Source organism: Capsulimonas corticalis (genome assembly GCF_003574315.2).
Lineage (GTDB): Bacteria > Armatimonadota > Armatimonadia > Armatimonadales > Capsulimonadaceae > Capsulimonas > Capsulimonas corticalis.
Genome location: NZ_AP025739.1, coordinates 4,950,999 through 4,974,169, shown reverse-complemented (window position 1 = coordinate 4,974,169; position 23,171 = coordinate 4,950,999). Strand labels below are relative to the sequence as shown.

Annotated in this window: 21 protein-coding genes; 8 read left to right on the top strand and 13 right to left on the bottom strand. The window is 61.3% G+C overall.

Annotation, left to right across the window (positions count from 1 at the left end):
• Window positions 1–10 precede the first annotated feature (10 nt).
• The 3 genes from D5261_RS21185 to rodA all read right to left on the bottom strand — a co-directional run bounded on the left by D5261_RS21185 (window position 11) and on the right by rodA (window position 5,249).
• Window positions 11–2,707, bottom strand: a complete 2,697-nt coding sequence (locus D5261_RS21185) for a [protein-PII] uridylyltransferase family protein (protein WP_119322166.1) — start codon at window positions 2,705–2,707, stop codon at window positions 11–13.
• Window positions 2,708–2,854: 147 nt separating this feature from the next.
• Window positions 2,855–3,763: a M48 family metallopeptidase gene (locus D5261_RS21180; protein WP_165864296.1), complete on the bottom strand. Its 909-nt coding sequence runs from the start codon at window positions 3,761–3,763 to the stop codon at window positions 2,855–2,857.
• 352 nt (window positions 3,764–4,115) lie between these two features.
• Entirely contained in the window at window positions 4,116–5,249 is a 1,134-nt protein-coding gene (rodA, locus tag D5261_RS21175; protein ID WP_165864297.1) for a rod shape-determining protein RodA, read from the bottom strand.
• A 238-nt stretch (window positions 5,250–5,487) separates the two neighbouring features.
• Between rodA and D5261_RS21170 the strand changes: the two genes are divergently transcribed.
• Together D5261_RS21170 and D5261_RS21165 are read left to right on the top strand one after the other, a co-directional pair.
• Window positions 5,488–6,885, top strand: a complete 1,398-nt coding sequence (locus D5261_RS21170; protein ID WP_165864298.1) for a M16 family metallopeptidase — start codon at window positions 5,488–5,490, stop codon at window positions 6,883–6,885.
• Window positions 6,886–6,895: 10 nt separating this feature from the next.
• Window positions 6,896–8,332 (top strand): M16 family metallopeptidase, encoded by a 1,437-nt coding sequence (locus tag D5261_RS21165; protein WP_165864299.1) that lies wholly within the window; start codon window positions 6,896–6,898, stop codon window positions 8,330–8,332.
• 239 nt (window positions 8,333–8,571) lie between these two features.
• On the opposite strand, the gene D5261_RS21160 is transcribed toward D5261_RS21165, so the two are convergent.
• Entirely contained in the window at window positions 8,572–9,039 is a 468-nt protein-coding gene (locus tag D5261_RS21160) for a DUF6314 family protein (protein WP_119322171.1), read from the bottom strand.
• Window positions 9,040–9,161: 122 nt separating this feature from the next.
• Here D5261_RS21160 and D5261_RS21155 point away from each other — a divergent pair, with 122 nt between their 5' ends.
• The 6 genes from D5261_RS21155 to D5261_RS21130 all read left to right on the top strand — a co-directional run bounded on the left by D5261_RS21155 (window position 9,162) and on the right by D5261_RS21130 (window position 14,690).
• A complete protein-coding gene (locus tag D5261_RS21155; RefSeq protein WP_119322172.1) occupies window positions 9,162–10,691 on the top strand; it encodes a metallophosphoesterase in 1,530 nt (509 codons plus the stop codon).
• Window positions 10,692–11,022: 331 nt separating this feature from the next.
• Window positions 11,023–12,636 (top strand): FAD-dependent oxidoreductase, encoded by a 1,614-nt coding sequence (locus D5261_RS21150; protein ID WP_119322173.1) that lies wholly within the window; start codon window positions 11,023–11,025, stop codon window positions 12,634–12,636.
• Window positions 12,637–12,650: 14 nt separating this feature from the next.
• Complete coding sequence (locus D5261_RS21145; protein ID WP_119322174.1) at window positions 12,651–12,986, top strand: ankyrin repeat domain-containing protein; 336 nt, start codon at window positions 12,651–12,653, stop codon at window positions 12,984–12,986.
• 6 nt (window positions 12,987–12,992) lie between these two features.
• Entirely contained in the window at window positions 12,993–13,319 is a 327-nt protein-coding gene (locus tag D5261_RS21140) for an ankyrin repeat domain-containing protein (protein WP_119322175.1), read from the top strand.
• Between the two features lie 70 nt (window positions 13,320–13,389).
• Window positions 13,390–13,758 carry an MmcQ/YjbR family DNA-binding protein gene (locus tag D5261_RS21135; RefSeq protein ID WP_119322176.1) on the top strand — a complete coding sequence of 123 codons (369 nt, stop codon included), beginning with the start codon at window positions 13,390–13,392 and terminating at the stop codon, window positions 13,756–13,758.
• The gene (locus tag D5261_RS21130) at window positions 13,755–14,690 is read left to right on the top strand and encodes a hypothetical protein (RefSeq protein WP_119322177.1); all 936 of its coding nucleotides are present in this window, start codon (window positions 13,755–13,757) and stop codon (window positions 14,688–14,690) included. The genes D5261_RS21135 and D5261_RS21130 overlap by 4 nt, the downstream gene beginning before the upstream one ends.
• 24 nt (window positions 14,691–14,714) lie before the next feature.
• Here the strand turns inward: D5261_RS21130 and D5261_RS21125 are convergent, their stop codons facing one another.
• The 9 genes from D5261_RS21125 to D5261_RS21085 all read right to left on the bottom strand — a co-directional run bounded on the left by D5261_RS21125 (window position 14,715) and on the right by D5261_RS21085 (window position 23,155).
• Window positions 14,715–15,989 (bottom strand): SpoIIE family protein phosphatase, encoded by a 1,275-nt coding sequence (locus tag D5261_RS21125; protein WP_119322178.1) that lies wholly within the window; start codon window positions 15,987–15,989, stop codon window positions 14,715–14,717.
• Window positions 15,989–17,461 (bottom strand): ATPase domain-containing protein, encoded by a 1,473-nt coding sequence (locus D5261_RS21120; protein ID WP_119322179.1) that lies wholly within the window; start codon window positions 17,459–17,461, stop codon window positions 15,989–15,991. The genes D5261_RS21125 and D5261_RS21120 overlap by 1 nt, the downstream gene beginning before the upstream one ends.
• The gene (locus D5261_RS21115; protein WP_119322180.1) at window positions 17,454–17,894 is read right to left on the bottom strand and encodes a hypothetical protein; all 441 of its coding nucleotides are present in this window, start codon (window positions 17,892–17,894) and stop codon (window positions 17,454–17,456) included. Before D5261_RS21115 ends, D5261_RS21120 begins: the two co-directional genes overlap by 8 nt.
• Window positions 17,895–18,215: 321 nt before the next feature.
• On the bottom strand, window positions 18,216–19,814 hold the full coding sequence (locus D5261_RS21110; RefSeq protein WP_119322181.1) for a SpoIIE family protein phosphatase: 1,599 nt from the start codon (window positions 19,812–19,814) through the stop codon (window positions 18,216–18,218).
• Window positions 19,815–19,890: 76 nt separating this feature from the next.
• Window positions 19,891–20,109, bottom strand: coding sequence for a hypothetical protein (locus tag D5261_RS21105; RefSeq protein WP_119322182.1), 219 nt, complete (start codon window positions 20,107–20,109; stop codon window positions 19,891–19,893).
• A 42-nt stretch (window positions 20,110–20,151) separates the two neighbouring features.
• Window positions 20,152–21,159 carry an NAD(P)-dependent oxidoreductase gene (locus tag D5261_RS21100; protein ID WP_125206048.1) on the bottom strand — a complete coding sequence of 336 codons (1,008 nt, stop codon included), beginning with the start codon at window positions 21,157–21,159 and terminating at the stop codon, window positions 20,152–20,154.
• A 27-nt stretch (window positions 21,160–21,186) separates the two neighbouring features.
• Window positions 21,187–21,420 carry a hypothetical protein gene (locus D5261_RS21095; protein ID WP_119322184.1) on the bottom strand — a complete coding sequence of 78 codons (234 nt, stop codon included), beginning with the start codon at window positions 21,418–21,420 and terminating at the stop codon, window positions 21,187–21,189.
• A gap of 47 nt (window positions 21,421–21,467) precedes the next feature.
• The gene (locus D5261_RS21090) at window positions 21,468–22,346 is read right to left on the bottom strand and encodes a universal stress protein (protein ID WP_119322185.1); all 879 of its coding nucleotides are present in this window, start codon (window positions 22,344–22,346) and stop codon (window positions 21,468–21,470) included.
• Between the two features lie 110 nt (window positions 22,347–22,456).
• Complete coding sequence (locus tag D5261_RS21085) at window positions 22,457–23,155, bottom strand: response regulator (RefSeq protein WP_165864301.1); 699 nt, start codon at window positions 23,153–23,155, stop codon at window positions 22,457–22,459.
• Window positions 23,156–23,171 lie beyond the last annotated feature (16 nt).

The following is a 23,171-nucleotide window of genomic DNA, read 5'->3' as shown; positions in this document are numbered from 1 at the left end:
CCGAATGAATTTAACCGCCGCCGGCCGTGGTCAGCTTGCGCTTCACGAATGTCGAAACCGGCAGCACTTCCAGCAGCCGGGCGACATCGGAGGCGGGCAGTTTCTTCCCATCCGGGCCGGTCACATAAAATGCGTCGCGGGCGCGGCTGCCCCAGACGGACAGGCGAGCCGCGTGGATGTTCCAGCCGAGGCCGGACACCACATTCGCCAGCCGGTAAACAACGCCCTTTTCATCGGGCGCGCTCACTTCCAGCAGACTGAACTGATCCGAAGTCGTATCGTCGATCTTGGCCGAATAGATCGTCTGATCCTTCACCGGCTTATTGCGCTTCTTCAAGAGATCGGCCAGGGCCATCTCGCCAAGCATCACCTTGCGCAGGCTTTCCTGGATTTCCGCCTTCTTGCCCGACGCCAGCGGCTTGCCCCGGTAATCGATCCAAAGGGTGTCGATCGCGATCCGCACGCTCGCTTCACGCGTGAACACCTGCGCCACGTGGACGTTGATGTCGTGGGCGTAAAGCACGCCGGTGATCTTCGCCAGAAGGCCTGGTTTAGGATCGTCGTAGGCGCAGATCGTGATCTCGGTGTAGTCGTTGCCAAACTCATGCCGGAAATCGACGATCGGCGTGAATGTCTCGCGCAATCGACCAATCATGGCGATGTGCAGGTACATCTCCTCCAGCGGCGTATTGAGCAGGTACTGGGCGGGCAGATTGCGCGTGTGCTCGTGGATCAGGTCGATCGGCAGATTGTGCTGCGCGAGCTGCTTGCGGATTCGGTCACGCTGGCGCGCGAGGTTCGGCACGAACGCGGGCGTCTCGCCCGACGAGCCGCCGGCCAGCACGGCTTCCGCCCGGTAATAAAGCTCCGTCAGGAACTTGCCCTTGACTTCCGTCCAGACCCCCTCGCCCACCGCCTGCGTATCCGCGCAGGTGAGCAGGTAGAGCATATTGAGCGATTCCATGTCGGGGACCTGACGCGTGAACTCGCGCACGGTCTCCTCCAGGGAGAGGTCGCGCAGGCGGCTGGTTTCCGCCATCAAGAGATGGTTGCGGATCAGGAACACCAATTTGTCACGGCGCTCGGTATCCCAGCCGATCCGTTCGGCGATCAGCACCGAGGCGTCCGCGCCCGTTTCGGCGTGTCCACCCTCCGGCCACTGCTTTCCGATATCGTGGATCAGCCCCGCGAGGTTGAGCACTTCCGGGAAGGCGACTTCGCCGGCGACGCGCCGGAAGTCGGCGAAACGCGGGTCGGTCTCCTGATGGAACTGATGGAGGTTGCGCACGACGCGCAGCGAGTGGGCGCCGACCGTGAAGTCATGGGCGGCGTCGTAAGGGATCAGCGTCATCAACGGCGCGAACTCAGGCAGCAGCCAGGCGAGGACGCCCTGCTCCGAGAGACGATCGAGAATGGCGGAAGCATCCTTGGAAGCGAGCAGACGCGTGAAGACGCGTCCCGCATAGGCGGGATCCGGAGCCGTGGGGTGGCGCTCCAGAAATCGGCAGATCGCTTCTTCCAGTTCATCGGAGATCGTCAGGGAGTAGGCCTGCGCCAGTTCGGCGGCGTGCAGCGGCATCGCCATGTCGCGGTCGGCGATGTCGGGGTCGGCCACGTAGAGCGAACGGCGGATCGACGCCAGGCCCAGGCCCAGCAGGATCTCGCTGTCCAGGCAGCGCTTGATGGCCTTGCGCGCGATGCGCCTCGCCTCGGCCGCATGTGTGTAGTACTCGCGCATGAAGGTCTCGACCGCCGGCGTCTCCGGTCCATCGGGATAGCCGAGATAGGCGGCGACGGATTCCTGTTTCTCGGTGGTCATCGTGTCGCGCGCTTCGCCGGCGACCATGTGCAGGACGCTGCGCACGTTCCAAAGGAATTCGCGGGCCGCCCGGATCGACGCGGATTCGCGCTCCGTGACGATGCCCTGCTCCACCAGCGTCCGCCACACGCGCGAATAGCTCACCCGATAGCGCGCCTCGCCGATCCATTCGGCGTTCTGGATATCGCGCAGACCGCCGGCGCCTTCCTTGATCTGCGGCTCAACCACATAGACCTGATCGCCGCCAAACTTCGCCAGCACCGACTTCCGCTCCGCCCACTTCTGGAACATGAAATCGGCCGTCAAAAGCTGCGCCCGGAAGGTCGCCCGGAACTCCTTAAACAGTTCGGAATCGCCGCACAAAAAGCGCGCGTCCAGCAGCGTCGTCTGCGTTTGGTGGTCGAGCTGGCCCAGATCTCCCAGCAGGCGATAGGCGTAACCGACCTTGAGGTTGGCGCCGTACAGAAACACATCCATTACCGACTGGAACATGTCCTTGATGATGGCGTTCAAGTAAGCGTCGTCCTCGCGCACGCTCACAAACGTCACATCCACATCGGAGTACGGCGCCAGCTCCCGGCGGCCGTAGCCTCCCGAGGCGACGATCGTCAGCTCCGGCATCGTGGGCGCGTCCTCACCCGCCGGCGCCAGGGCGGCGGCGTGCTCCACGGCCAGCGCAAACAGCCGCCGCAGGACCGCGTCGACCAGCGCGCAGTTGTGCGCCAGCAATGCGACGCCCGCGCCCGACGAGAGTCGGTCGAGGGAATTAATCTCCTGGTGACATTTTTTGAGGAAGGCGCCGATGTCGGCGGTCGTGGAGAGGCTCGCGAGCTGCGGCTCGAAAAGAGCGCAGCAGTCGGGAGGGAGGATTTCAGTGACGTTGGACAATCGCGTTCCGCCTGGCCGCCCTGACGCCTGCCGGCCAGGGCGGCCGCCGACGGGCGAAAAGACAGGGAATAGTGGTGTGAGTATAGCTGATCGAATGGTCTTTGTCAACGAAAGGCCATTCGATCAACCAACAGCACGTCGCCAGGTTCAGACGTGCACCGATTCTCCGGAGAGCGGCTCCGCGACAGGAGCTTCACTGAGCAAACGGCGGCGCTCCGACGGGGAAAGGATCATGTTTCCAAACAGGTGCTGCGAGAAGCGCCAGATCGGGGCGAGCCCCGCGATGGTTTCCGGACTGGCGAGCGGTTCAATGGCGAACAGCGGCGCGGTGGCGGCGTTGAAGTAGGAGCGGCCCCACCACGTCTTGGGCAGATGCTCCTCCATTTTGGCGAGCGCCGAGTAGAGATCTCGATGCGTCCCCAGAAGCCGCGCCGTCGCCCGGTCGGCGCCGGCGATGGATTGATGATCGTAACCGATGCGCAATACAATCGCGCAGGGCACGATCAGAAACGCCATCATGACGCGTTCGACGATTGTGAGGCCGGTCTTCCGATCGACCGCCAGCTTCTTGCGAAGCACGTTTTTCCAGTCGCCCGTACACGCCACGTAGATCGGCAGTCCGGCGATCGCGCTCGCCACCGACCATGACGGCGCTTCTTTGTCGGCGAGGCGGATCAGCATCAGGGTGACGACGGCCTGCACTTCCTCACGATTGAGGTGCTTGGTCAAGCCGTTGGTGACGACCACCACATTGCCGCGGTCACGACGCGGAACGACAAAGGCGTTCGGCGCGGAGATCGGTATTGCGTAGAGCAGCGGGGCGTCGATCCCGATATCCCGGCTGAGTTCCCGGATCATATCGTTCATGCCCGGCGCCTTTTCGCTGTCGAGCAGCTCGGCGTCGTAGAGATCGATCGCGAATTTCTCCGACGACCAGGTACAGACAAACCAGTTGACGACGCCGACGATGACGCCAATAGCAATGCCGACGGGCACGGCTCCCATCACAAGACCGAGAACGAATCCCATCAGCGTCCAGAAGAAAAAGGACGCCACAAACAAGCCTAACATTCTTAAGGGTGCACGCAACACAGTGAATCTCCTCGATGGGCTCAGGGCTCCATACTGATGCCTCCCATTTACCCACCCAGCTCGAACGCTGAAACGGAATGGGAAACGAGTTGAGTATGGCGCTGGGATTGGCTTGCAGTCGCCCATCGACGCTCGTATTCTACCCCTCGACGTGGCGGATCGAAGGGTTCAACCTCATGGATTGATGAGCCAGTACGCTGCTCGAGAACCAATATAACCTACTGCGACTGCCAGCGCTCGATAATTGTTCCCGATTGTGGAAAAGAATTTTCAGAAAATATTAAGCTCGGCTGGCGCCGAAACGTCTCTCCGACGCTCAGAACATCACGCGGTGCTTCTGCGCGGCGACGCTCAGCAGGATCCCGACCGCCGACATATTGACGATCAGGCTGCTGAGGCCGTAGGAGAAGAACGGCAGCGGGACGCCGACGACCGGCATGATGCCCATGGTCATGCCCGCGTTGACCACGGTATGGAATGTGAGCATGGAGAGCACGCCGGCGGCGAGAAGACGGCCGAGGGTGTCTTTACAGTCGGCGAGGATCATTACGCCGCGCTCCAGTACGAAGAGATAGAGCGCGAGCAGGGCGACGCAAGCGACGAAACCGCCCTCTTCGCCGACAATGGTGAAGATAAAGTCGGTGTGCTGTTCCGGGATAAACCGCCCGTTGCTCTGCGCGCCGTGCAGATAACCCTCGCCGCTGATCCGGCCGTTTCCAATCGCGATCTCGCTTTGCCGCAAGTGATACCCGGAGTCGCGCGGGTCGGCGTCGGGATTCAAAAAGACTTCCAGACGATTTTTCTGATAATCTTTGAGGATCGGATTGCCGCCGACCTTCGGATTGAAGTGCCAGAGACAGGCGAACAGGACGACGCCCGTTCCAAAAAACGCCAGCAGATGCTTGGGGTTCGCGCCGGCGATCGCCAGTGTCCCGAACCAGATCGCCAGGATCACCAGCGCCGTTCCGAGGTCCGGCTGCTTCGCGATGAGCAGCATGGGAATCAGGATATGCCCGAACGACCGGAGCACCGTGCGCCACTCGCGGATCGTCTCGATGTTCTCCGCCAAATACAGCGACAGCGTGCCGATCAGGATGATCTTGGCGAACTCCGACGGCTGCAATTGGAAAGGGCCAAGAGCGATCCATCGCTGCGCGCCGTGGGACGCGTGCCCGATGTGCATGAGAACGGCGGCCAGCAGCAGGATATTGAGCGGATAGATGTATCTCGCGAAGCGTCTGAGGAGAGTTTCGTATTCGCGGGTCGCCAGAAACAAGATAATGGAGGAGCCAAGGACGATCCCAATGATCTGCTTACGGAAGAAGTCCATCCCATGGGGATCGTTATGGACCGCGCTCTTGATGGAAAGCAATCCGCCGCAGCAAATCAGGAGCACGGCCGCGAAGAGGCCGAAGTCCAGCTGCCGAAAGCCCTGTTTGTGCACGGTCATGGTTCGCATTATCATACCACGAAACACAGCGCAAAGGTTTCCACGCATCGGGGCGCGGCGCCCCAAAAGAACGGTTGCGAATGCACGTTGCAGGCGGCCTCAGTTTCGGGTACAATCGCAACAGCATCATTTGGCGTTCGAAAGGGTTTGCAACGTGCGCCTTTGGCCCTCCCGCCCCGCGCTTGTGTTTCTTCTCACCGCTTTCGGGTTTTCACCGGTTCCCGTTTTCGCCGCGGATATGGATTTCGCCCCCGCCGCGTCCGTCACGCAGGGTCTTAGCCCCGTCGCGCACAAGACGCTGGCGAACGGCCTTCAAGTCCTGGTCGCCCCCTCGGGGAACGCCGACCTGGTGACGGTCGACGCCTGGGTCGGCGCCGGAACGCGCCGCGAAACGCCGGACAACAACGGCGCCGCCCACTTCATCGAGCATCTTCTTTTCAAAGGCACGCCCACGCGCCAGCCCGGAGAGATCGACGCCGCGATTGAAGACCTCGGCGGCTCGATGAACGCGGCGACTTCTTACGACTGGGCGCATTTCTACGTCACCGTCGGATCGTCCGATACGGAGCCCGCGCTCGGAGTTCTATCCGACGTCCTCATGCACGCCGAGCTGCGCCAGCAGGACATGGACCAGGAGCGTCCGGTCATCCTGAACGAAATGGCCCGCCAGCTTGCGGATCCATCCCAGCGGATCGCCCGAGTTCTCAGCGCCATCACTTTCCCCACCCACCCGTACGGCAGACCGCTGCTCGGCCCGCCCACGCAAGTGACTTCCATGACGCGCAAGACCGTGCAGGATTTCTACCACGAATACTACGTTCCGGGGAATGTCACGCTGGTGCTCACGGGAAAGATCACGCCGGACGAAGGCTTCGCGATGGCTGAAAAGGCCTTCGGCAAGTGGGCCGAGCGCCCGCTGCCGGAAGACAAAGTGCTCCCCGAGCCGCCGCAGACCGATATCCGCACGCGCAGCATGGTCGCCCCCGTATCCAAAGGGTATCTGACGATCGGCTTCCGCGCTCCCTCCGTCCGCGACCACTCCCAGGCGTACGCAATGGATGTGCTGCTGACGATCCTGGGACAGGGCGGCCACAACCGCCTTACGGACGATCTGCTCACCAAGCAAAAGCTCGTGACCGGGATCAGCGCCAACTACCTCACCCAAAAGGATGAAGGGATGATGACGATCACCGCCGTGTTCGAGCCCGGCAACCGGGACAAAGTCTTGAAGGCGATCCTGGGCGAGATCACGGCCCTGCGCGAGACGCCGGTGTCCGAAAAAGAGCTCGCGGCGGCCAAGCATTCCCTGCTCTCATCGTATCTGTTCGACGTGCAGACGACGAGCGGGCGCGCCAACGCGCTGGGTTTCTACAATATGATCGACTCGTATCAATACGACACGGCGTATATCACGAAGTTCGAAAACCTCACGCCGGCGCAGGTGCAGGACGCCGCCGTCAAGTACCTCGATCCCAACAAATATTCTCTCGTCACGCTGCTGCCCGCGACGGACCCGATTACGGCGACCAGTCTTTCCAATGACGGCCCGGCGCTCGCGCCCCGGCTGCCCGCCGTGAATTCGAACGCCGTGTCTCGCGGCGCCGACACCGATCCGACCAATGCATCCCGGCTTTAGGAGTACCTGCGTGTCCCGAACTCTTTTCGCAACCGCCGCCTGCGCCCTGCTGATGATCCCCAGCGCCGCGAGGACGCACGCGGAAGTCGCCGCCGCTCCCGCTGCGCCCGCCACGAGCGCCCCCGGAACGGCCGCGCCGTCCAGCAAGCTCTATCGCACCACGCTGCCCAACGGCATGAAGGTTGTCGTCCGGCAGGAATCCGGCGCGCCGCTGGTGGCCGTGGATGTGTTCATCACTGTCGGCAGCGGCATGGAGACGGCGCAGAACGCCGGTATCGGCAGCTTCGTCGCGCGCGCGCTGCTCGCGTCTACCGTCGCCCGCTCGTCGGAGACGATCACCGGCGAGATCGCCGACCTCGGAGGAAGCGTCGACGTCTCGCGCCAGCCGGACTGGACCCGCATCTCCGCGCTCGCCGTCAGCGACCGCTACTCCGTCATGATGTCCCTGATCACCGATGTCCTGAAGAACGCGACATTCGATCCCGACATTGTGGAGCAGCGCCGCGCCGACATGCTTTCGGACATCAACGACAGCGACGCCGGCTTGTTCACCGTCACGTACAACGGCGTCCGCAGTCGCCTGTTCGCCAATAGCGGTTACGCGCTGCCGGCCGTTGGGACCGTGCGCAGCATTCAGCGCATCACTCGCCGACAGCTCCAGCAGTACTATCTGCGTTACTACATTCCGCAAAATATGACCGTTTCGATCGTCGGGAATATCAAGCCCGAGGACGCGGTCAGCGAGATCGCGCGTGATATGGCGGACTACGAGCCAGGCGTCCGCGGCGCCCGCCGCGTCCCGGCCCCTCTGGTCGAGCTGCCGTCGCTCGCCGGCGATCCCGCGCCCTTCCACGCCACCATGTCCGATCTGACTCAGAACTGCGTGATGGCGGGTTTCCGAGCGCCGTCGATGTCCAATCCCGACTACTTCGCGCTTCAAGTGGCGAACGCACTGCTCGGCGGCATGAAGACCTCGCGCATGTTCACCAACCTGCGCGAAAAGCAGGGGCTGGCCTATGACCTGGGCTCCTTCTACTCCCCGCAGCTCTACTCGGGGGACCTGACCGCCTACATCTTCACGGCGGCAAGCGCGCCCTCCGCGACGCCGCCCAAAGGCAACCCCGTCGCCGACGTGCAGAAGCTTCTGCTAGACCAGATCACCGATCTGCAAACCAAGCCCGCCACGGACGCCGAAATCAGCCGTGCGAAACACTATCTCATCGGCACGCAAAAGATCAAGCACGAGCGCATTGAAGACCGCGCCGAGCTGCTCGGCCTCGCCGAAATCTCTTCCAACGACACCGGCAACCTGGACGAAGCCTTCACCGACCGCATCAACGCCGTCACCGCCGCCGACGTCCAGCGGGTCGCGAATAAATACTTCATGCACCCCGCCATCGCGATAGTCGAACCAGACAGCAAAAACGACGGCGTGGTGCAGCGATGAGGCGCGGGTGACCTATCCCGGCGCGAACCCACACGCGGGCTTCGCGCGCCCCCTCCCGGCCTACCTACCCCCGGCCTCCGGCCGCCCCCTCCCGCGACGGGAAGGGTAATTCGGATCGATAACGAACACGGCTTTCGTAAGAGGCAATCCTCCCAACCCTTCCCGTCGCGGGAGGGGTGGCGCGAAGCGCCGGGGTAGGTAGGACGGAGTGGGTTTGCTCCGGAGCGGGTTTGCCTTTCTCACTCGTACACATACCCGATCACATCCCGCCGCTCCGGTCCCTCAACGATCCATTCCAATTGCACGCCGCTTTCCTCCACCCATAGCTCCGCCGTATAACAATCCTGTTTGCACTGATGCCCGGTCACCGAAACCCAGCATGCTTCGCCGCTAGGCGTCAGGTCAAAGAGCAGCACGGGGCGCGTAACGCCCATGCGTAGATGCTCCAGTCGTACGACCTCTTCGCTGAGGCGAGTCCATCGGTACACGTTGTGGAACCGAAATCGCTTGCCGTTGGGCGCGATCCAGTGGCCGGTTTCCCGAAAGACAATCTGCTCCGGCGAAGTCTCGTCGATGGCGACCACGCCCTCGCCCTTCGCGTTCCAGCCGGCGTCGCTGTTGCTGGAGGCTGTAAATGCGAGCTGTCGAACCCGGCGCAGACGGGCGAGCAGTCGATTGGAGTTTTCCGTCGTGGGAATGCCTTTCATCCGTGCGTCTCCATTTCCCGTAAACGTTTCAAATTTTGCCCGGAATTTCATCTTCGCTTAATATATCTCGGACGGCGGAAGCGGTATAATCTCCGCATTCGACCGTTTTCAGGAGCAGGTTTTTGAAGCAAATCAGCCGTCGCGAGTTTTTGCATTTTGCAGGAGGCGTCACATTTCTCGCCCTCGCGCCCAATGGGCAGGGGCTGTTCGCCGCCACCGAAGCCGACGCCCGCCTCCCCCTCTTCACCGTACTCCCCTATATCCAGCCGGGATCGGCGAGCAAGCTGAAGGAAAACGACGATACGCTCGTTGTCGCCTGGCAAACCGAAGACGCGGCCGCCGACTTTACGGTGGCTTATGGCCTGAGTAAAAAGTACGGCCAGATCGCCGTTCCGATCCAGGGCGCGCGCGCCATCGGTGATGCGGCGGTGAGCGGAGACGCCGCGCTGAAACGGCGCAACTACAACGCCGCCTTGACGGGCCTGAAATTGGGGCGTAAGTATTACTATCAAGTCCAGGGCAAAGGCAAGGTGATCGCGGAAGGATATGCGACGACGCGCCAGCCGCGAGGCCGTAAGATTCGCTTTGTCGCTTTCGGAGACAACTCCAACGGCGATGTCAGCGATCACCGAATCGCCTATCAAGCGTATGTCGCCAAGCCCGATTTTGTGATGAACACCGGCGACAATGTCTACCAAAGCGGTCTCGACCGCGAATACGCCAAGTTCTTCTTTCCAATCTACGACGCCACCACTGCCGGACCGGAGCTCGGCGCTCCCCTGCTCCGCTCCGTGCCCTTCTATACGGTGCTGGCGAACCACGATGTTACCGGGCGCGACGCCATCGGGCGCGAGGCGGGAGATTTCACGAAGCACTCCGACGCCCTCGCCTACTACACGGCGATGCATCTGCCGATGAACGGCCCCGCGCAGCCCGCCGATTCAACGCCGACCGTCTGCGCCGATCCCGCCGTGCTGGCGCAGTTTCAAGCCTGCGCCGGAGACCGTTTCCCTCGGATGGCGAACTATTCGTTCGACAACGGCGACGCCCATTTCTTATGCCTCGACGCCAACGCCTATGTCGATCCCACCAGTCCGGCGCTCCAGGCATGGATCGAACAGGATCTGGCGGACACCGACGCCCACTGGAAATTCGTGGTGTACCACCAGCCTGCGTTCAATGTCGGCCAGGAGCACTATAAAGAGCAGCATATGCGCGCCCTGTCGCCGATCTTCGAGAAGCACGGCGTGGATATCGTCCTGAACGGGCATGAGCACACCTACCAGCGGACGATGCCGATCCAATTTGAGCCGACCGATCTCACGAACGCGAGCCATACGGCGACGCGCGACCGGATCGTCCCCGGCAAATTGACGATCGATCGGGAGTTTGACGGCAAAGAAAAGACGCTCCCCAGGGGTATCATCCATGTGACGACCGGCGCCGGAGGGAACGCGCTCTACGAACCGGAATTCACGGACAGCCCGGACCGATGGGTGTTCACCGACGGGCCTGAGAACCATTTCGTCTCCAAGTTTTACTCACGGGAACACTCGCTCAGCGTGATCGAAATCGATGGGCGCGCACTGACGCTGCGGCAGATCAACGAATTCGGCAAAGAGATCGATCGAATCCGCGTGACCAAAGCGTAGAACAGGCCCTCACCCGGCCCTTCGCCAACTCTCTTCATTCGGGGAGAGGGTTAGGAGTAAGATTTGGATCAAAGATCCAAAGAACTCATAACTCTGACTCCCCCTCTCCCAGAATTGGGAGAGGGGGCCGGGGGGTGAGGGCCTCTTCACTTTGGAAACATGTCCGCAACATTTCTCCGCTATACTCACACTATCATCTCGCAGCGTTGCGAGATATCACCCGCCTCTTTGAGCGCCTACACCGAATCGGCAGCGTTGCCCCCAATCCATCACGACCGCTCCACGGCGTCACGCGGAGGCGGTCTCTCTTTCCTGACAGGGGAGCAACGTCATGTCCGAAAAGAAAAAACTCGTCGTCATCGGTAACGGCATGGCCGGCGCGCGCACGGTGGAGGAGATCCTCCAGCGCGGCGGCGCGGCGCAGTACGAGATCTCCATCATTGGAGATGAACCGCATGGCAACTACAATCGCATCCTGCTTTCCAACGTGTTGAACGGCGCGCAGTCGCCGTCCGAGATCTACCTCAATCCTCTCGCCTGGTATCGCGACAACAAGATCGACCTGCACGCGCCGCTGCGCGCGACGCATATCGATCGCGACGCCAAGGTCGTCACCGCGTCCCCGCTGGGCGGCAAGCCAAACGCCGGCGCGACCGCCCTACCCTACGACACGCTGATTATCGCCACGGGAAGCCGGCCGTATATTCCGCCGATGGACGGTCTGACGACATTGGCCGGGGACGATAAGCCGGGCGTCTGCGTGTTCCGAACGCTGGATGACTGCCATAAGATCGCCGGATGCGCCAACAAATGCGAGCGCGCCGTCGTGATCGGCGGCGGTTTGCTGGGCCTGGAAGCGGCGCGCGGCCTGCTCAAGTATGGCGTCGAAGTCCACGTCGTCCATATCGGCGCCAATCTGATGAGCGCGCAGCTCGACGCACAGGCGGCGGCGCTGCTCAAAACCCAGATCGAACGCATGGGCATCCATGTCCATCTCAACAAATCCACCACGGCAATTCTGGGCGACGACTGCGTAACCGGCCTCGCCTTCGCCGATGGAACCACGCTCTCCTGCGATATGGTCGTGATCTCCGCCGGGATCCGTCCCAATGTCGAGATCGCCAAAGAGTGCGGCCTGTCCGTCGAGCGCGCCATTGTGGTGGACGATCAGATGCGCTCCGTGTCGGACGATAGCATCTATGTGGTCGGCGAATGCGCGCAGCATCGGGGAGTAACTTATGGCTTGGTCGCCCCGCTCTGGGAACAAGGCCAGGTGCTCGCCGATCATCTGACCGGCCGCAAGCCCAACGCCGCCTACAAAGGCTCGAAGCTGGTGACCAAGCTCAAGGTCATGGGGATCCATCTGGTGTCGATGGGCGTCACCAAGCCCGAGCGCGACACCGACGAAGTCGTGCTGTTCATGGAGAGCCGACGGGGGATCTATCAGAAACTCATCATCCGTGATGATACGCTGGTCGGCGCGATTATGCTCGGCGATACGGAGAAAGCGTCGGCGTTGATCCAGGCGTTTGACCACGCCTCCCCGCTCTCCGAACTGCGCCGCGAGCTGCTGTTCGACAGCGCCCCGCCCGCCGCCGCGTCCGCGAAGAACAAGCTGCTGGAGATGCCCGACGCGGTGAAGGTCTGCAACTGCATCGGCGTCACCAAACGCGACATCCGCAAATGCGTCGAAGGCGGCTGCCGCACTCTGGAATCCGTCCAGGCCGCCACCCGCGCCGGCACCGGCTGCGGAACCTGCAAACCCCTCGTCAAAGACATCGTCGAATGGGTCGCCGACGGCGGCGAAACCGCGCCGCCCTCCCCGTCTCCGTCCACGGGCGATATCCCCGCCTTGCTCGCCGATCTGCCCTTCGCCAAACCCGAAGTGACCGGCGCGATCAAAGTCCTGGTGCGCGAGCTGATGGATTGGGCGAGCAGGGATTGAGAGGAGAAATCACGATGCCCCAATCCCACGACATCTTTAACGCCATTCGCGGCGGCGATCTTTCCCGTGTCCAGGCGCTATTAGACGGCGATCCGTCCGCCTCGGACGCTCGAAACTCAGACGGCGTTACCCCACTCGTGTCCGCCGTCTACCAGGGCCAGGACGCGATCGTCCAGGAACTGATCCAGCGCCGACCGCCGACGGATATCTGGGAAGCAGCGGCAGTGGGAACGTCATCGGTCATAACACGCGAGATCGAACAAGATCCAAACATCATCCACCAGACATCCCCCGACGGCTGGCTTCCCCTGCATCTCGCCTGCTTCTTCGGACATCCGGGCGCCGCGTAGCTCCTCATCGAACACGACGCGGACATCAACGCCGTCTCGGGTGGATTCCGGGTGACGCCGCTGCAAAGCGCGCTCGCGCGCGGCAAAGCCGAGATCGCCCGGATGCTCATCGAGCGCGGCGCCAACGTGGAGGCGGCTAGCGACGGAAGCGATTGGTCTCCCCTGCACTACTGCGCCGCGAACGATCTGCCCGACATCGCCAGGCTGCTGCTGGAGCACGGCGCCAACCCCAACGCGCGCCTCGCGAATGGCGATACGCCGCTCAAAATGGCGGTCGCGAAAGCCCATGATATCGTCGCGGCGACTCTGCGCGACAACGGCGGTCTGCAATAAATCGTACAGCGCGAAAATCCTGAAGATCCGGCTTCCCCCATCCTGGCGATATTGATGATACAATATCAATATGCAAGCGAATAATCCCCTCGATCTGCTGCGGCGACTATGTTTATCGCTGCCGGAAACCAACGAGCGCCCCAGCCATGGGGAAGCGGCATGGTTCATACGCGACAAGAAGATGTTTATGATGTATGCGGATCACCATCACGACGATCGCGTCGCATTCTGGTGCGCCGCGCCCATGGGCGCGCAGGACGCAATGGTGCAGGCGGAGCCGACGCGTTTCTTCTCGCCTCCCTATGTCGGCTGCCGAGGATGGATAGGCGTATGGCTGGACATCCCGGTCGACTGGGACGAAATCGCGAAGATCGTCGCCGACGCCTATCGCACGGTTGCGCCGAAGAAGCTGGCCGAATTATTGGAGAATCGTGAGTGAGCGAGCCGGTAACGCCTGAGGTGATCCATTGGCTGATGGCCGGCGACCCGGTCATTCGATGGCAAACCATGCGCGATCTATGCGGCTGCACGGAGGATGAGTGGCGCGCGGAGCGCGGGCGGGTCGCGCTTGAGGGCTGGGGCGCGCAGTTTCTTGCAAATCAGCTCCCGAACGGCGAATGGCCGGCGGGGCGCTGGACCGATACCGTATGGACGCTGCTGACGCTGATGGACTGCGGCATGCCTCCCGATCATTCCGGAGCTCGTGACAGCGCACGCGCATTCATCGATCGAAATTTGACGACCAAGCAGGCAAATGACGATTCCTGGCTGCAAACCCGTATCGACCTATGCCACCTTGGCTTCTGGCTGCGCATCGGCGCTTATTTTTGCCCGGACGACGCGCGGCTACCGCCCCTGGCGAACGGAATCCTGCGTATGCAGATGCCGGACGGCGGGTGGAACTGCCGAATGCGCCGTTACCCGCAAACTCGCCATAGCTCGTTCCATACGACGTTCAATGTCCTGGAAGGTCTCCAAGCAGCGTCGGATGCAGACATTGTGCCGGCGCAGGAGTTTCGCCGGAGTGAATTGCGGGCCATTGAGTTGATGCTTGCGCATCAAATGTATCGGTCTGACCGGACCGGCGAGATCATCCACGAGCGATTTACCGACCTGACCTTCCCGTCCCACTGGCATTACACCATGCTGCGCGGCCTGGATTACCTGCGCGCCCACCCCGCCATTGCAGACACCAGACTTCAAGATCCCATCGCCCTGCTCGTCAGCCGCCAGCGCCCGAGCGGCCGCTGGCCAGTGGAAAAACGGATCCCTGGCGTGGTTCTCTTTGAAATGGAAAAGATGGGCGGCGACAGCCGATGGAATACGTTGAGAGCCCTGCGCACGCTGCGCCGCCGGCAGGCGGCAACATAAAGCATCGCGATGGACCGGAGCCGATTATACGGCGTCGTCGTAGAATTGCAATTGAACGGGATTGGACATAATGCGGTCGCGCCGCGCCAGGAGGAGGCAGACATCGTCCATGAACCGTCCTCCCCCGTGGGCGCGGGCCGCGTCCAGGATCGAGGTTCCAACGCCCATGAGATTGACTTCTTCCAGCACATTTTTCGCCGTTTGGAGCAGGCGCTCCGATCCGAAGAAGTCCATGCCGCGGCGCGTTTCCGTAATCCCGTCCGTGGTCATCATGAGCAGGTCGCCGTCATTGAGCAGGAGTTTCGTCGTGGGATAGGCCGCGTTATGATCGATGCCAAGGATGAGGCCCGAAACCGTGACTTCCTCCATAGCCCCGGAGGCGCGAAGCACCATCGGCGGCTCGGCGCCGGCGGAGGCCGCCTGCACTTCGCCGGTCACGGGATCGATGACGATCAGCGAGAGCACTACGAGAGCATTGCCCAGATCATCCGCGTCGAAGTGAAAATCACAGATAAACTCATTGAGGCGTCTTACCATGTCGCCAGGATCGATATAGTCCTGTGAGAATGCGCGAAGCGCGAAACGAATCTCGACGGTGCGCGCCGCCGCCCGCAGCCCCTTGCCCGTCACATCGCCGACGATGAGCATGACCGATCCATTGTGCAGCCGGAAGGCGTCGAACAGATCGCCTCCCACCAGCGCATCGTCCATTGCCGGCTCATAGAACACCGCCACCCTCAGATCGTGAAACGATTTCTCGGAATGCTCCCATAGCATCGAATACTGAAGGGCTTCGGCAATCGCCCGGTTTCGATCGGCGGCCGCGTGCTGCTCCAGCGCGCTGATAATTAGCTGCTCGTTGACCTGCCGCATGTCGTCGTTCAGCTCGCGGATTTCCGTGGTCGCCAGTTCAAACAACTCGGTGGCGAGCGAAGACTCGGCGATCTCAGTCACCTGGATGACCAGCCCCTGGGAGTTGCTTTCCCCTGGGGGCAGTTTCCACGCCATATAAGAATGATACTTGAGACTGGGCGCGGATCCGAGAATGGGATCGGTATAGTGCGGTCGGTGGACGGCTCCGCCGTGATCGCCGTCATAGACACGGTCCAGCAGCACCAGAACGCTCTCGACGCCCGCGCCGGAAATCGCCAAGGCGACCGGATGCCCGATCATCTCGTCCGGCTGTTTTCCATGGAGCGAGCAGAAGGCCGGATTGACCGACCGCAGGACGTGCGACGGCCCTTCCGTGGTGGCCATCGCCAGCGGAGAGTGCTCGATCATGCTTTGGGTGGCGTTCATTACTCCGTCCTATCCGGTGTCCCGGTAATCAAATGCCGATACTCCGTCAGACGCTCGCCGATCACCATTCCCTTGCTTGTGATGTCGTACTCACGAATGTCTTTGCTGTGCGGTCCGCCGCGCATCTTGACGACCGTGGCGATCTTGCGCAGTTGGCTCTCGATTTCAATATAGCGCAGCAGGATGATATCGTCCGTCAGAAATGAGATGCCATGCGGCGTGAATCGCAGGTCCGTGAAGGAGGTCACGACTTCCACCGTCGTCATGATCGTCACGCCGATTCCCTTGAGCGCGCCGACCATACGGTAAAGCGACTCGCGGAAATCCTCGCGAAACGCCGGAGCCAGCGCCATCTCAAATCCGTTCATGGAATCGATCACGACCCGGCGGGCGTCGATCGACGCAACCGTATCGAGAATCTCGCGCAGCGTTTCGTCGACCGACAGATCGAGCGGGCGCAGGTACAGGACCTTCAGCAGCCCGGCGTCGATCCCTGCTTGCAGGTTCATTCCAAGATTGTCGGATCGCGAAACATAGTCTTCCGGGCGCTCTTCGAAGACGGCGATGACGCCGGGTTCTCCAAGACGAATTCCCTCCGCGATAAATTGGGTCGCCAGCGCCGACTTTCCGGAGCCGGACGGTCCCGCCACAATCACGGAATCGCCCGCCGGGACGCCGCCGCCCATCATCTCATCCAAGCCGGCGACGCCGGTGAAGAGGCGTGGGGCGTGCGGGTTACGCGCATGCTTGTTGACGAGGCTGAAGGTGCGCGGAAAGACCTGAAGCCCATGTTCGGTAATCCGAAAGGTATGCAGCCCTGGTAGCGACGCCTGTCCGCGCAGCTTGATGACCTGGAGCTTGCGCACCACGGAGTTCCGCTCCACGCTCTGGCTCAGCCACAGCAGACCGTCCGCCACCGTAAAAACGGGATTGTCGCGGATCTCTTCGACCATATACTCGCCCACCAGAAATGTCGTCGCCTGCCAGCTCGTGAGATAAAGAGCGAGACGCTGAACGAACCCCTGGAGCTCCCCCTCCGCCGTCGCCGGCTCCCCCTGCCTGCGAAGCACCGTCCGGAAGGAGTCCACGACGACAATCCGGGGATTACTCGCTTCCACCTCGCGCACGATCCGGTCGAGCACGGAGCCGAGATCGCCGGAGAGCACCTCGTCGCTGAGGTTGATAAATCGAATTTCGCTTTCCACCATGTCCGGCTTGAAAAAGCTGTAGTTCTGCTGGTACCGAAGCATCTTCAGCGCCGGTTCTCCCAGCACCGTAAAGTACAGCGAGGGCCGGTCCGCCGATGCGTTGGCGAACACGATCTGATGGGCGAGCGTGGTCTTGCCGGAACCGGGAGCGCCGGCGATGACATTGAATGAATACTCGGGAATGCCCCCGCCCAGCACAATGTCCAGGTCCGGCGCTCCGGTCGGCAATACGTTGATCCTCACACGGCTCTGACTACTATCCATGACTCTCTCCCTCTGGTCCGTCTTTGCCGGTCAGGGCCGCACTGGGCCATACGTCATTCAGCATCCGCATCCGCAGCTTTCTTCCAATGAACATGTCGAGCAAATCGATGAGACACGCCAGTATCGCCACGCAGGCCTCGGTTAACTCGGCGGATTCGTGGTCTGAAAAGGCTGCATCGAGTCCTTCCAGTTTTCCGTGATCCCCCACTTGCGCCATTGATAGTTTGGGATGTTCGGCGGCGGCAAGCACGAACGCGCGCTTCAAAAGCGCATGGTATCCGCCGGAGCCCAGTCGTTTGGAAAGGTGCGCATTCAGCTTCTCGAATGTTCGCTGTATCGCGTCATGGAGTCCCGCCGAAAGGGAGCCGGCTGCCTGCTCGTTCAGAACAAAGAGCAGAGCGAGGTCTTTAGGTGATGGTGTTTCCTGCTCCATTCAATCGCTTCCTGTCCAGCCCCCAAAATGTATGCTAAGACGGTTGATGTTTGATCGGTCTCGCAATGTCTGACAAGACACTCGATGCCTGGTTGGTTGATTAACGCATCTTAGCAAGATGCGAAAACCTCTATATTACTTGTGAATTGAACGATTCGATTGACACTGCGAGGTGACCGGTGAATCAACATTGCCGCGCATAAAAATACGTGTGTGAAAATGAGAGGACGCCGTCTTAAGAGTTCGGCGTATTATGAGGTAAACGACAGTTGCAGTATACCATTATTGATACGAGAAACACCCATTTTTACGGAAGCCCGATTATGTAACGACCGCCACCAGCAAACACACATCATCACGCATGACGCCGCCCATTGCAGCATTATTTACCCCGGAAATCATGCGCCGAACCAGGGCCTCCGACTTCTCCGCCCCGCGCTCCGTGTTCTCAGAGGAATTCGCTTCGCTCAGCAGCGCGGTCACCCCTTCCACGCCCAGCATGTTCCGGCGAGACGGCCCGACCTCCGTCAATCCATCCGAGAAGATCACCAGCGCATCGCCCGGCGCAAGCGTCATCGTCAATTCCTGATAACTTCCATCGTTCATGCAGCCGACAATAGGCCCGGTCGGCGGCAATCGTTCCACCGTCCCCGTTGACGCGCGTAGGAGCAGCGCCGGCTCCTGTCCGCAGTTGACGTACTTCAATATCCGGGAGCGGCTGTCGTAGGCGCCCACGAACAGCGTTGCAAAACCGTCGAGCAGGTTGTTTTCGGCGAGCGCGACGTTCAAATCGTCGACCGCCTCCGCCACCGTGGGCTTGGAGTACAGAAAAGCCCGGAGCATGTTTCGGACAGTCGCCACCTGCGCGGCCGCCTTCAGCCCCTTACCGGATACGTCGCCGAGCACCAGCGCGGTGCAGACTTCATTCAGCGCGTAGACATCGTAGAAATCGCCGCCGACGCCAGCCTCTTCGAGCAGCGCGGCTTCGTAAAACGTATGCACGGCGATTCCGGGAGTGTCCATCGGCACGGGGCGCTGAAGCGCGTCTTGGAGCTGCAGCGCGATCGTGTGCTCGCGCTGGAACAACACCGCCTGAAGCTGCTCGGCTTGCTTGTGCGCCGTAATATCGGAGCAGGCGCCCACCCACCGGATCACGTCGCCATCCTCGTTTTTGATCGGCGCGCCCCGCGCCATGTGCCAGACGTATTCGCCGTTCGACCGCCTCAAACGGAATTCATCGGCGTACTCCACTCCCCGCCCTACTGCGGCCCGATAGGAGGCGGCCATCCTCGGCGCATCCTCCGGATGGACGACGGCCAGCCAGGCCCACTCATGCGTCTGCGCCTCCGTCAGCCCTGTATAGTCATACCAGCGCTGGTTGTAGTAGTCGCGGCTGCCGTCTGGCCGCGCCGTCCACAGGATATTCGGAACCGTGTCCGCCATCTGGCGAAAACGCAGCTCAATTTCCCGCTGAATATCCTCGGCCGCTTTCCGGCCGCTAATGTCGCGGTAGTAAATGGAAAGGCCGTCGCCGCTCGGATAAACGCTGATCTCGATCCACTTGCCAAGCGTGGCCGAGAGAGTCTCGAAGTGGCAGGGCGCCCGCTCCTTCATGGATTGCAGTATCCGCGCGAACGAGGGGCTGCCCACGAACCGTGGAAACGCGTCCTGTATCCGCACGCCCAGCAGATCCGCGCGCGGGACGCCCCAGAGCTGCTCCGCCTTCCCGTTGACGTAGGTGAACCGAAATTCGCTGTCCACGGCGTAAAACGCGTCGCCGATACTCTCCAGCACTTCTGCGGTGCGGGCCTGGGACAACCGAATCGCTTCCTCAGCCCGCGCGCGCGCCGCCAGAGTACGCAGCGTGTAGGTTTCGGAACCACTGGCTGCCGCTCCGGTTTTCCTCAATTTGATTTGCAAAGCCGATTGCTACTCCTCCGCACGGGCGGAAACAAAATCCGTGACGATCCCTCACGAATCCGCGCCGGCGCGAACGTCAAGCGGGTTCGTCCACACTGCGCAGATCCGCCCAGGTCTGGGCGAGAGGTTCGTAGACAGCGACGTGGCCGTCATTGGTCGCCGGCAAGATATCGTCCTGGTCCAGTCGCACCTCTCGATGTGTCCCCACAAGACGATAAACTCCCGCCGGCGCCCGATGACCCGCGAGAAATATCGACGTGTCATCTCCGGTAGAGCTGGCTGCTGACTTTGGCATGATGGGCCTCCCGCGACAATGTCGCCAGACGGAATGGATGAGTTAACCGTGCACGACATTTTGCGGTGAGCCGCGTCGAAACGCCTGGATATTGGCGACGGTCGTAATCATCAGTCTTTCAATCGCCTCCAAGCTGTCGAAGGCAATATGCGGCGTGATGATGAGATCCGGCCGCCGCAGAAGCGAAAGGTTGGTAAGGGCCGTCTTCAGACTTCCCGCCGTCGCGTTCGGATTCAGGAGAAGCTGGCGCTCCTCGCTGAACACTTCCTCGCCTGCAATCACATCCAGGCCCGCGCCGCGCAGGATCCCATCGTCGAGAGCGCGCACCAGGGCCTCGGTGTCCACCAGCTCTCCGCGCGCGGTGTTAATGAGAAACGCGCCGCGTTTGAAGAGGGAAAGATTTTCCGATCCGATCATGCCACGCGTTTCGGATGTGAGTGGAGCATGCAAGGTTACGATATCCGAGCGCCCCAGCAGGTCAGGCAGCGTCGTGTAAGTATAACCAAACCGCTCCGCTTTCTCACTGTCCTCCACGGGATCGCAGGCGAGCACAATCATTCCAAAGCCTCGCGCGATCTGCGCCACATATCGGCCGACGCCGCCGAGGCCGACCACGCCCAAGATTTTGCCCTGGAGGTCGAAGCCTTGCAGTCCCGTCAGCGAAAAGTTGCCGGCGGAAGTCTGCATATACGCTTTGTGCAGGTTTCGGGACAGCGCCAGGATCAGCGCGAAGGTATGTTCGGCGACGGTATTTTCGCCATAGGTCGGGACGTTGCAAACGGGGATTCCCCGCGACTCCGCGCATGGCGCATTGATATGGTCAAAGCCAGTGGAGCGTGTCGCGATCATCTTGAGGCTCGGCAGCGCGTCCAGAACATCGGCGCTCACATGCGAATGTACGAACGGAGAAATGATCTCGGCGTCGAACATATCGCGAGCCTGCGCCGCAGTCTTCAGCGGCTCCGAACAGAAGTTCAGCGTTTCGTCCGGAAGACGCTCCGTAAGATAGGTTTGCTGCTGCTGATCGGTTTCAAAAAAGTAAATACTCATTGTTTTGTCCTTGGTGAATTCGCGCAATCAATACGCCGCCTGTTCGCGCAGGCCTTCCAGGTGCAGCGCCTGGCAGTCGGGACAGTAGTGCCGCCAGACTCCGCCGACGCTGGCCGCGAAAAGCCAGCCGTCAATAGGCTGCACGGCCGAGAGACTATTGCTGAGCGCCGGGTGCAGAGCGACCGGGGCGTCGGCCGTCGCCTTGCAGTTGTCGCTGTCACACAAGATTTTCACCCCGTCCTCCGTGATGGCTATCATCATCTTCACATCTTCTCATTTTCAGAGGCCGAATCCCCTGTCCAAGGTTTTCACTTCACGACGAGCACAGGGCAGTGGGCATAGTGAGCGATACGTCTGGAGATACTGCCGAGCAGGAACGACTGGACACCGCCCAGTCCCCGACTCCCTAAGACGATCAAATCACAGTGCTCCTGTTCGGCCGCGTCCACAATGACAGCGGCCGTATTGCCGATCTCCTTGCGGCCGCAATAAGGCGCTCCGTATTTTTCGGCGATTTGGCCGGCGGCGCGGATCGCTTCGTTTTGGAAATCGACAATATACTTTTGCTCGCTATCACAAATAATGCTGCCGCCGTACGGGTCCGTGTAGACCGGCGGCTGGTAAACGTTGACGATCGTGAGGCGGGACTCGAACTGTTTCGCGATCGCGACGGCTGCTTCGGCGCTCTTGACGGCGCAATCGGATCCATCCGAGGCCAGAAGAATATTTTGAAATCGGGTGTCTTGGTGGAATGTGCTGGGAGTTCGAACGATCAGGACGGGACAGTGTGCGTGATGCAGCACTCCGTCGGAGACGCTCCCGAGAAGAAACGACCCAATATCCCCCAGCCCTCGACTACCGATCACGATCAGGTCGGCGCCCGTTTGCTTGGCCGTCTTCACGATCAATTCCACACAGTGCCCCTGCTCGCGAAGGCTCTGGCGCACGATTCCCGCCTCATCGGCGATCTGTTCCGCGCAGCTCAGCGCCATGTTCTGACGCACTTCTCTTAATCCCAGTGTGTGGGCGTCATGTGTTTCGTCAGTCGGCTCAAACACGTGTGGAGGCGGATAAACGTTTACGAGGGTGAGCCGCGCTCCAAACTTCTTGGCGAGCGCGACGGCGGCAGCCGCGGCGCGGCGCGCGTGCTCCGAGCCGTCGGTAGCTAACAGGATATGGCTGAACATGGCGTTCCTCAATTTACGGCGCAAAACGGAAAACTTGCGGACCGATAATGAGGCTTAGTATAGGCGAGTGGCGCGGAACAAACAATCCGCGAAATGGCCGGTTGTGCCGGTCAAGGCGTTTCCATCACGCCATGCCGCGCGGCCCAAACGGCGGCCTGGACACGATCGGAGACGCCCAGTTTGCCGATAATATGCTCGACATGCGACTTCACCGTGCTCTCCGCGATGAAAAGGATGGTCCCGATCTGACGATTTGGCAGCCCGGTCGCCACGAGGCGCAAGACCTCTTCCTCCCGCTTTGTCAGCGGCTCGATCAGATCTTCCGCGCCGGCGGAGTCGGGACGGAGATCGCGCAGGGCGCGCGTCAGATCCTCGGGCAGGAGCAGCATTTCTCCCTTCGTGACGGCGCGCAGAGCGCAGAGCAGATCGGCAAGATCAACCCCCTTGAGCAGATATCCGGCGGCCCCGCCCGCCACCGCGCGGGCCATATAGGTTGGGTTGTCATAAGTCGTCAGCATGATCACGGCCGCGCTCGGCAAATCCCTTTTCAGGGACTGGAGCGCGTCCAGCCCATCGCCGCCCGCCATTCGGATGTCCAGAAGGATCAGCCGAGGGCGCGTCCGGCAGGCGGCTTCCAGCGCTTCGCGCCCCGAAGCCGCCTCGGACACCACGCGGAACTCGCTTCCCTCCAGCATGCTGCGCACGCCGCCGCGCCAGATCGCGTGGTCGTCCACGAGCATCACATCCACCATCGGCGCGCTTGGAGGTTTGAGAGTGGGCGCATTATTCATCGCATTCGTCCATCGCATTCTTCGTTTCTTGTTT

What these genes read in the sequence shown, in the direction of transcription:
- D5261_RS21105 (WP_119322182.1), bottom strand. Translation starts at nt 20,109, where the DNA reads ATGCCAAAGTCAGCAGCCAGCTCTACCGGAGATGACACGTCGATATTT.
- D5261_RS21125 (WP_119322178.1), bottom strand. Translation starts at nt 15,989, where the DNA reads ATGAACGCCACCCAAAGCATGATCGAGCACTCTCCGCTGGCGATGGCC.
- D5261_RS21095 (WP_119322184.1), bottom strand. Translation starts at nt 21,420, where the DNA reads ATGATGATAGCCATCACGGAGGACGGGGTGAAAATCTTGTGTGACAGC.
- D5261_RS21170 (WP_165864298.1), top strand. Translation starts at nt 5,488, where the DNA reads ATGGATTTCGCCCCCGCCGCGTCCGTCACGCAGGGTCTTAGCCCCGTC.
- D5261_RS21150 (WP_119322173.1), top strand. Translation starts at nt 11,023, where the DNA reads ATGTCCGAAAAGAAAAAACTCGTCGTCATCGGTAACGGCATGGCCGGC.
- D5261_RS21090 (WP_119322185.1), bottom strand. Translation starts at nt 22,346, where the DNA reads ATGTTCAGCCATATCCTGTTAGCTACCGACGGCTCGGAGCACGCGCGC.
- D5261_RS21145 (WP_119322174.1), top strand. Translation starts at nt 12,651, where the DNA reads ATGCCCCAATCCCACGACATCTTTAACGCCATTCGCGGCGGCGATCTT.
- D5261_RS21120 (WP_119322179.1), bottom strand. Translation starts at nt 17,461, where the DNA reads ATGGATAGTAGTCAGAGCCGTGTGAGGATCAACGTATTGCCGACCGGA.
- D5261_RS21160 (WP_119322171.1), bottom strand. Translation starts at nt 9,039, where the DNA reads ATGAAAGGCATTCCCACGACGGAAAACTCCAATCGACTGCTCGCCCGT.
- rodA (WP_165864297.1), bottom strand. Translation starts at nt 5,249, where the DNA reads ATGACCGTGCACAAACAGGGCTTTCGGCAGCTGGACTTCGGCCTCTTC.
- D5261_RS21135 (WP_119322176.1), top strand. Translation starts at nt 13,390, where the DNA reads ATGCAAGCGAATAATCCCCTCGATCTGCTGCGGCGACTATGTTTATCG.
- D5261_RS21100 (WP_125206048.1), bottom strand. Translation starts at nt 21,159, where the DNA reads ATGAGTATTTACTTTTTTGAAACCGATCAGCAGCAGCAAACCTATCTT.
- D5261_RS21115 (WP_119322180.1), bottom strand. Translation starts at nt 17,894, where the DNA reads ATGGAGCAGGAAACACCATCACCTAAAGACCTCGCTCTGCTCTTTGTT.
- D5261_RS21085 (WP_165864301.1), bottom strand. Translation starts at nt 23,155, where the DNA reads ATGCGATGGACGAATGCGATGAATAATGCGCCCACTCTCAAACCTCCA.